This window comes from Pseudanabaena sp. lw0831 (genome assembly GCF_016584665.1).
In the GTDB taxonomy this organism is placed as follows: domain Bacteria; phylum Cyanobacteriota; class Cyanobacteriia; order Pseudanabaenales; family Pseudanabaenaceae; genus Pseudanabaena.
The window spans coordinates 1-6703 of the sequence record NZ_BBJB01000035.1; the positions used below are offsets into that span (position 1 = coordinate 1).

At 43.0% G+C, this 6703-nt stretch carries 4 protein-coding genes and 1 pseudogene; 1 reads left to right on the forward strand and 4 read right to left on the reverse strand.

Annotated features, from left to right (window positions below):
- Nucleotides 1–195: 195 nt before the first annotated feature.
- The 4 genes and pseudogenes from APA_RS06435 to APA_RS25435 form a co-directional block, all read right to left on the reverse strand.
- A complete protein-coding gene (locus tag APA_RS06435; protein ID WP_201321481.1) occupies nt 196–1395 on the reverse strand; it encodes an ATP phosphoribosyltransferase regulatory subunit in 1200 nt (399 codons plus the stop codon).
- Nucleotides 1396–1464: 69 nt separating this feature from the next.
- Nucleotides 1465–2045 (reverse strand): annotated as a pseudogene (locus APA_RS06440) (Uma2 family endonuclease).
- A gap of 94 nt (nt 2046–2139) precedes the next feature.
- Nucleotides 2140–3240, reverse strand: coding sequence for a molecular chaperone DnaJ (locus APA_RS06445; RefSeq protein ID WP_201321482.1), 1101 nt, complete (start codon nt 3238–3240; stop codon nt 2140–2142).
- Between the two features lie 280 nt (nt 3241–3520).
- Nucleotides 3521–3646: a hypothetical protein gene (locus APA_RS25435; protein WP_268961895.1), complete on the reverse strand. Its 126-nt coding sequence runs from the start codon at nt 3644–3646 to the stop codon at nt 3521–3523.
- On the opposite strand from APA_RS25435, the gene APA_RS06450 reads away from it, so the two are divergent.
- Complete coding sequence (locus tag APA_RS06450; RefSeq protein WP_201321483.1) at nt 3645–6662, forward strand: tetratricopeptide repeat protein; 3018 nt, start codon at nt 3645–3647, stop codon at nt 6660–6662. The two genes, APA_RS25435 and APA_RS06450, sit on opposite strands and share 2 nt — an antisense overlap.
- Nucleotides 6663–6703: the final 41 nt, after the last annotated feature.

Consider the following 6703-nt stretch of genomic DNA (forward strand, 5'->3'; position numbering starts at 1 on the left):
GGCGCGAAGCGCCGCAACTCTCTTTTGGGTTTTGGTTCTGGACTAAACATAAGTGGTTATAGCTATATTTATTTATCAAATCTCAATCTAACCAAAATGGATGATTGGTTGAATAGGTTACCCTAAGTTCTCCAAATTTAACAGGGATTTTTCAATCTAAAAAATAAAGGGAGCGCTTTGCGCCCCCTCTATTTTTTAGATTATCGTTTCTAAGCCGATCGCACCGTCACTACTGACCCATGCAATTTTGGGAATACCACGCGATCTTGCATGTTCGCGGACAGTATCCTCGGCTCGAAATTCTAGCTCTAGCTCGATCGCGTCAATATCTGGATCTTGACGTAATAGTGCAGCATGAGCAAAGGCGGCTTGCATTGCGTCGGCGGTTTTGGCGACCACTAGGCAGTTAGAAGTGGTGAGAGTTTGTGGTAAGCGGGATTGTAAAGCTTGCTGTAAATCTTCGAGGTTGAGGCAAAAGCCAATACTGGGATAGCTGACATTTTGAGGATGGTAGACCCCAAGCAGGCGATCGTAGCGTCCGCCTTGTGCGACCACATAATTATTACAAGCAACCTCAAACACGATGCCTGTGTAATAGTCGAAGGTTTGCATAAAGCTGAGATCGAGAATCAGGCGATCGCCTGAATTTATGCCCGTACTTTCCCAGAGATCGATCAAGGACTTGAGGTAATTAATTTCGCCCGTCAGTCCCGATGTCCATGCACTATTCGATAAGCGACTGAGGACATCTTTGGGCTTGCCGCGCAGATCAATCAGTTCGAGGGCATAGCCTTTAACATCAGTGGGTAAGTCCATCTCGGTCAGGGCAATACGATCGAGGCTAGCTAAACATTGCCGCACTTTGGCACGATATTGCTCTGGCAACAGATCAAGTAATGCGCCTGTCAGTCTGGCATCACCAAGGATAATTTGCCAATCTTGCAGTTCTAGGCGATCGAGGCTTTCGGCTAGGAGCATCAAGATCTCACCATCGGCTAGCAGTCCTGACGCACCCAATAGTTCTACGCCTGCTTGAAAGGATTCCTCTGAGGTGTTATTGGCTTTGCGACGGAATACATTGGCGTTGTAGTAGAGTCTCTGTGGACAAGTTGCCACATTTTCTCCCAAACGGGCGGCATAGGCGCGGGCGATCGAGGCGGTAAATTCGGGGCGTAGTCCGAGGATTTCGATGCTGCTGCTATGCAGTTGGATCACGGATTCAGGATTAACGGCTCCGCCTGCGGTAAGCGATCGCAGATGCTCGACGGTGGGGGTAATGATGCGTTGATAGCCCCATGATTGAAAAACTTGTTGAATACGGCTCTCGATCCAACGCTTTTGAGCAACGTCTAGGGGAAGTAAGTCTTTTGCGCCAGTCGGCAGTTGATGCACCATACAGTTCTCTCAGTCTTCGTCTGTTATCGTACCGTGAATCATTGCCGACAAACCCTATTTATAGAGTTGTTAAACTTTTAGCCAAGCAAATATGTCGCTGGCGGTAATCTGCCATGTTTCTAAGCCTGTCAGGACGGGTAAGGGAAGGGTAGCTGAGTTTCGGTGGTGGCAAAGTGAATCTGGGTTGAGCCATTTTGGAAGATAATGATCGACTTGGTAGCAGGATCGATCAGCCAACCGATTTCGCTGCCTTCTTTGAGGCAAAAAAGAATTTTTTCAATCACTAAAACAGAGGATTGATCGGGAGAGAGGATTTCGATAATCCAGTCGGGAGGATGGTTAAATTGATTGCTAATTTCGCCATCAGGATCGAGGGGGAGGTTTTGCCAACGGATAACGGCGATGTCGGTAACGATGGATCGTCCTGAAAAAGTGCAGCGTAGTTCTGGTAGGGCATAGGCAAATTTTTGAGGTTTGGTTTGTTGATTGATAGCAGAAGCGAGTTCAAATTGGAGGATGCTATGTTTTCCTTTGGGCATGACTTTTTGAGTGATGATTCCTTGGGCATACTCGTTGGCGGGTTTGGTTTCGGGAAGGGTGAGAAATTCTTCTAGAGATATGGTTTTAGGCTTTTCTATCGTCGTTACCATTGCAATTTTTCTCCGACGTTGTCATAGTTTGATTATAGAGCGCGAGATAGCGATCGCTTAGCGGCACGAAGCACTATCTTCTATTTCCATTTCTTCAGGTTTTTTTGGAAAAAGCCCATTTTAGTAAATGCTCTAGCCAACTGCGCTTTTGTGGTTGAGCTATATTCTTTTTGATAGTTGGGAGATTTGGTTTGCGATCGCTTTTACCATTGTTCTTATTGCTGCTTTGGGTAGGAATTGGACTGTCTAATTCCAGAAGATGTTTTAGGGCTATGGCTTCTTGAGGATAAATCTGAAGCGATCGCTTGAAGCTCGCTTTTGCCATTTGTGGTTGATTGATATTTTTGTAAACCACACCTAACAGAGCAAGACATCGACTATTATCCTTATCAATTGTTAAGATATCTCGCAAATCTTGGAGCGCAGCCTTCCAATTACTCTGTGATATGTAGATTTCGCAGATTTTCATCCGATTGTTAATCATCTGCCTATCATGTCCCTCAACTCTAGCCTGAATTACCGTTTCATCAGAGTTAGATTGCAGATTACTAGCATGTTGATCGGTTGCATACTGAAGGTTGTAGTTATAACTGGGCTTTGAGGGGGGAGGAAGGGGAACGTTTGTTGAATAGGGTTTTGTGGTTTTTGGTGTCAACATTGGTGCAAGCACTGGTGGCATATTGACAGCTCCATGTCGATAACCCTCTTTATAAAGGATATAGACCAAGTTTAGTTCACTGATCTCGGCTGTATGCTCCAGAATTTGGGTGAGCGATTCATATTGCACTTTGGCGATTTCTGTAACCAAGCGCTCGTAAACCTCATCACTAGGAGTCATCACCAACTCACAGGCGATCTCCGAATGAATTTGGATGTTACGCGATCTCTGCATCAAGCGTTTGGCAAGAAGCTTAAATATTCCTTGATAGGCTGTGCGATCTTGCTCTCGCATCAGCCCGTTATAGGCCGGGTTGACCAGTTTTGCTAGATATTGCGTGGCAATTTCTTTTTCTTCCGCCGAAAAGCCATATATATCGGGATGCAAGATACGGGCAATCCGCAAATATACATTGCGAATGTATGTAGGATTGCTAATGATTGGTAGACCCAGAGCCGCGTAGTAGTCATGATTGTACTGACTAATACCTCGAGCGAAGCGGATAAACTGGAGTTTTGGTTCCTTGGGCTGATTCATGTTTGCTCGCTTTGCCCATGGCTAGATGATGGCGACGATCTGATCTAAGTAGCTAGGCATAATTAAAAACCAAAACTAAAATCTGTGCCGCCCGCTGTGCGGGCGGCACAGATTTTGGGATTTTATATTTAATTGTGTCTAGCTACTTATCTAAATATTGATACCAATATTAAAGTCAAACAAAGAGCTATTTCTCCTAATCTTACAGCGCTTTTCGCTGAAGCTAAAATTACGTAACATCAGTTAAAAGTTCTGCCTTTTTAACAAAAATCTTGTGGTTCTAAGCCATGTTACTGTCCTGAAATTCATCAAGTTGTAGCATAGTGGTGATTAGATAACGCTGCCAAGAATTCGCGATCGCAAGTTTCACATAACCACCAAAACTAACTTTCGAGAAGGTAATCATGCTATACCGCTCAATCTTATCAACTTTTTTGATTTTGAATGCTTCGACGTTTTCCGCAAATGCGGAAATGACTGTGCAGCCTTTAACTTCTCAAAACCAAATAGCTCAAAATCAATTACCAAAACTTGAACCAACAAACTTAGAGCGTGGATTTCAGTTGGTGATTGATGGTCGAGAAAGCTTTCAGCGTGGCGACGCGCAGGAATCACTACAACTACTTCAACAGGCGATCGCAATTTTTCAGAAGGAAGGAGATCGGCTTTCTGAGGCTCGGACTCAGAATTTTATAGGTAATGTTTACCTAAATTTACAAAAATTAGATCGGGCGATCGCTTCTTATCAGTCAGCTTTTAAAATAATTAGCGCAATTCAGTTAAAAGAAGCTAAGGCTAATTTGCAGGTCAGATCAGATGAAGTAATGATCTTGCAAAGTCTTGGCTTTACTTTAAATCGCACTAATAATTGGCGACAGGCGATCGCAACTTATGAGCAAGCCTTGGAAAGGGCGAGAGCAATTAAAGCGCAAGATCGAGAATTAACAATTCTCAATAATATTGGCAATATTTATGTAGCGATCGGTCAATTTAGTCAGGGACTAGAAAGATTACAGCAAGCTTTAGCTATTTATGAATCTACGAATAATCAAAAAGGCTCGGCGGGAGTCTTGCTAAATATTGGGTTTGCCTATCGGCGACTAGGACAGTTTGAGAAGGCGCTAGACTTCTATCAACAATCTCTAAAAATAGTGCGAGTCACAGGCGATCGCAAAATTGAGACCAGCATTCTCAATAACATGGCAGGTATATATCGTAGTCAAGGCAAATACTTACAAGCTTTAGAATCATATAATGCATCACTAAAATTATCCGAACAGCTTGATTTAACAAGTCAAGCCGCAACCACTCTCAGTAATATTGGTGCTGCTTATAAGGAGTTAGGACAGTTAGATAATGCTTTGCGATTTCAGGAATTAGCATTACAAAAAATTCAAAAACTTGGCGATCGCCAAGCAGAGAGCATTTTCTTAAGTAATATTGGCTCCATTTATGATGACAAAGGCGATCTCAAAAAAGCGTTGAATTATTATGAAAAAGCTCTAACCATTCATAAAGAACTGAATGATATTCCTGCGCAGGGCATCACGTACAACAATATCGGCGAAATATATCGGATTTTAAAACAGAATAACGAAGCGATTCGCAACTATCAACAATCGCTAGAGATTTTACGAGAAATTGGCGATCGCTCTGCTGAAGCAACAGCTTTGAGTAATCTGGGTGTAGTCTATGTGGATATTAAACGTTATTCTGAAGCTCTTAATGTCTATCAACAAGCTGCTACAATTCATCGTCAGTTGAGAGAACGCCGAGGTGAAAGTATTGATCTTAGTAATTTAGGAAATTTGTTTTCTATTTGGCAACAACCAGATTTAGCAATTTTCTTTTATAAGCAATCCGTAAATATCCGCGAATCCCTTCGTAAAGAACTGCGATCGCTATCTGTAGCAGAGCAGAAAACCTTCACGGGTACTGTCGAAAGAGCCTATCGTGATTTGGCGGATTTACTGCTTAAGCAAAATCGAATTCTGGAAGCGCAACAGGTGCTTGACTTGTTAAAAGTGCAAGAGCTAGATGACTATCTCAAAAATGTGCGTGGCAATATCGAAACGGCTAAAGGGATTGAACTTCTAGCACCTGAACAAAGGTTTTTAACTGATTATAGTGCGATTCAAAACCGCTCCATTCAGGCTGGTAAAGAACAACAAGATATCCTAAAACTTACTCAAGCAAACCGATCTCCACAGCAAATTCAGCGCTTGAGTGAGTTGCTAGATGTCCAAGAACGCTCTTCACAACAACTGAATACCTATGTGCAGAGTCCGGCTGTTGCCACGATTTTAAACCAAATCAATCAATCAGAAAATCGCACGGCAAGTGACGCAAATCTCCAGCAATTTATATCTCTCCAAAAGAGCCTCCAAAAGCTTTCGCGAAAATCCGCGATCTTCTATCCATTAATATTAGAAGATCGCTTAGAATTAATTCTCGTTACCGCCAATAACGCTCCGATTCGCCGTACTGTGGCAGTAAAGCGCGAAGATCTCAATCGGGCGATCGTAGAATTTCGTTCTGATGTCCGCGATCCTAGCTCTCTTGATATTGTGGATTCATCGCAACGACTATATGCTTGGCTGATCCAACCGATCGCAGATGATTTACAAAAAGCTGGCATCCAAACGATCGTCTATGCGCCCGACGGACAGTTACGCTATCTGCCGATCGCCTCGCTCTATGATGGCAAGCAATGGCTAGTAGAAAGCTATGCGATTAATACGATTACCGCTGCGAGTTTAACTAATTTAAGCGATCGTCGTCGTGATAGTCAGCCTCGTGTCCTTGCTGGTGCGTTTACATCTGGCAAATATGTATTTGATGTAAATGGACAAACCTTTAACTTTTCGGGGTTACCTTTTGCTGGTAGAGAAGTTGACAACCTGATTGCTAAGTTACCAACTTCTGCGAAATTTATTGATCGCGATTTTAATGTTAATTCGACTGTCGCTAAATTTAAGCAATACAACATCATTCATCTAGCTACCCACGCCGCCTTTGTGATTGGAAAACCAGAGGATTCCTTTGTGCTGTTTGGTGATGGTAGTCGCGCCTCACTACGGGATGTGGCTACATGGTCATTGCAAAATGTCGATCTAGTAATTCTCAGTGCTTGTGAGACGGGGCTGGGTGGTCGCCTTGGTAACGGCACGGAGATTATGGGATTTGGCTATCAAATGGAGTACGCAGGTGCAAAGGCTGCGATCGCTTCGCTTTGGCAAGTTTCTGATGGTGGTACACAAGCTTTAATGGATGCTTTTTATGACATACTTCAAGATACGAAGCTCACCAAAGCAGAAGTATTAGCAAAATCTCAAAGAGCGCTGATTAAAGCTGGCAAAGATAGCAACTTCAGTCATCCTTACTATTGGTCACCATTTATCATCATTGGTAATGGCTTGTAAGTAGCTAGGCACAATTAAATATAAAGCCCCAAAATCTGTAC

Excerpts from the sequence above, each read along its gene's own strand:
- APA_RS25435 (WP_268961895.1), bottom strand. The coding sequence starts at position 3,646 with ATGATTACCTTCTCGAAAGTTAGTTTTGGTGGTTATGTGAAACTTGCG.
- APA_RS06435 (WP_201321481.1), bottom strand. The coding sequence starts at position 1,395 with ATGGTGCATCAACTGCCGACTGGCGCAAAAGACTTACTTCCCCTAGAC.
- APA_RS06450 (WP_201321483.1), top strand. The coding sequence starts at position 3,645 with ATGCTATACCGCTCAATCTTATCAACTTTTTTGATTTTGAATGCTTCG.
- APA_RS06445 (WP_201321482.1), bottom strand. The coding sequence starts at position 3,240 with ATGAATCAGCCCAAGGAACCAAAACTCCAGTTTATCCGCTTCGCTCGA.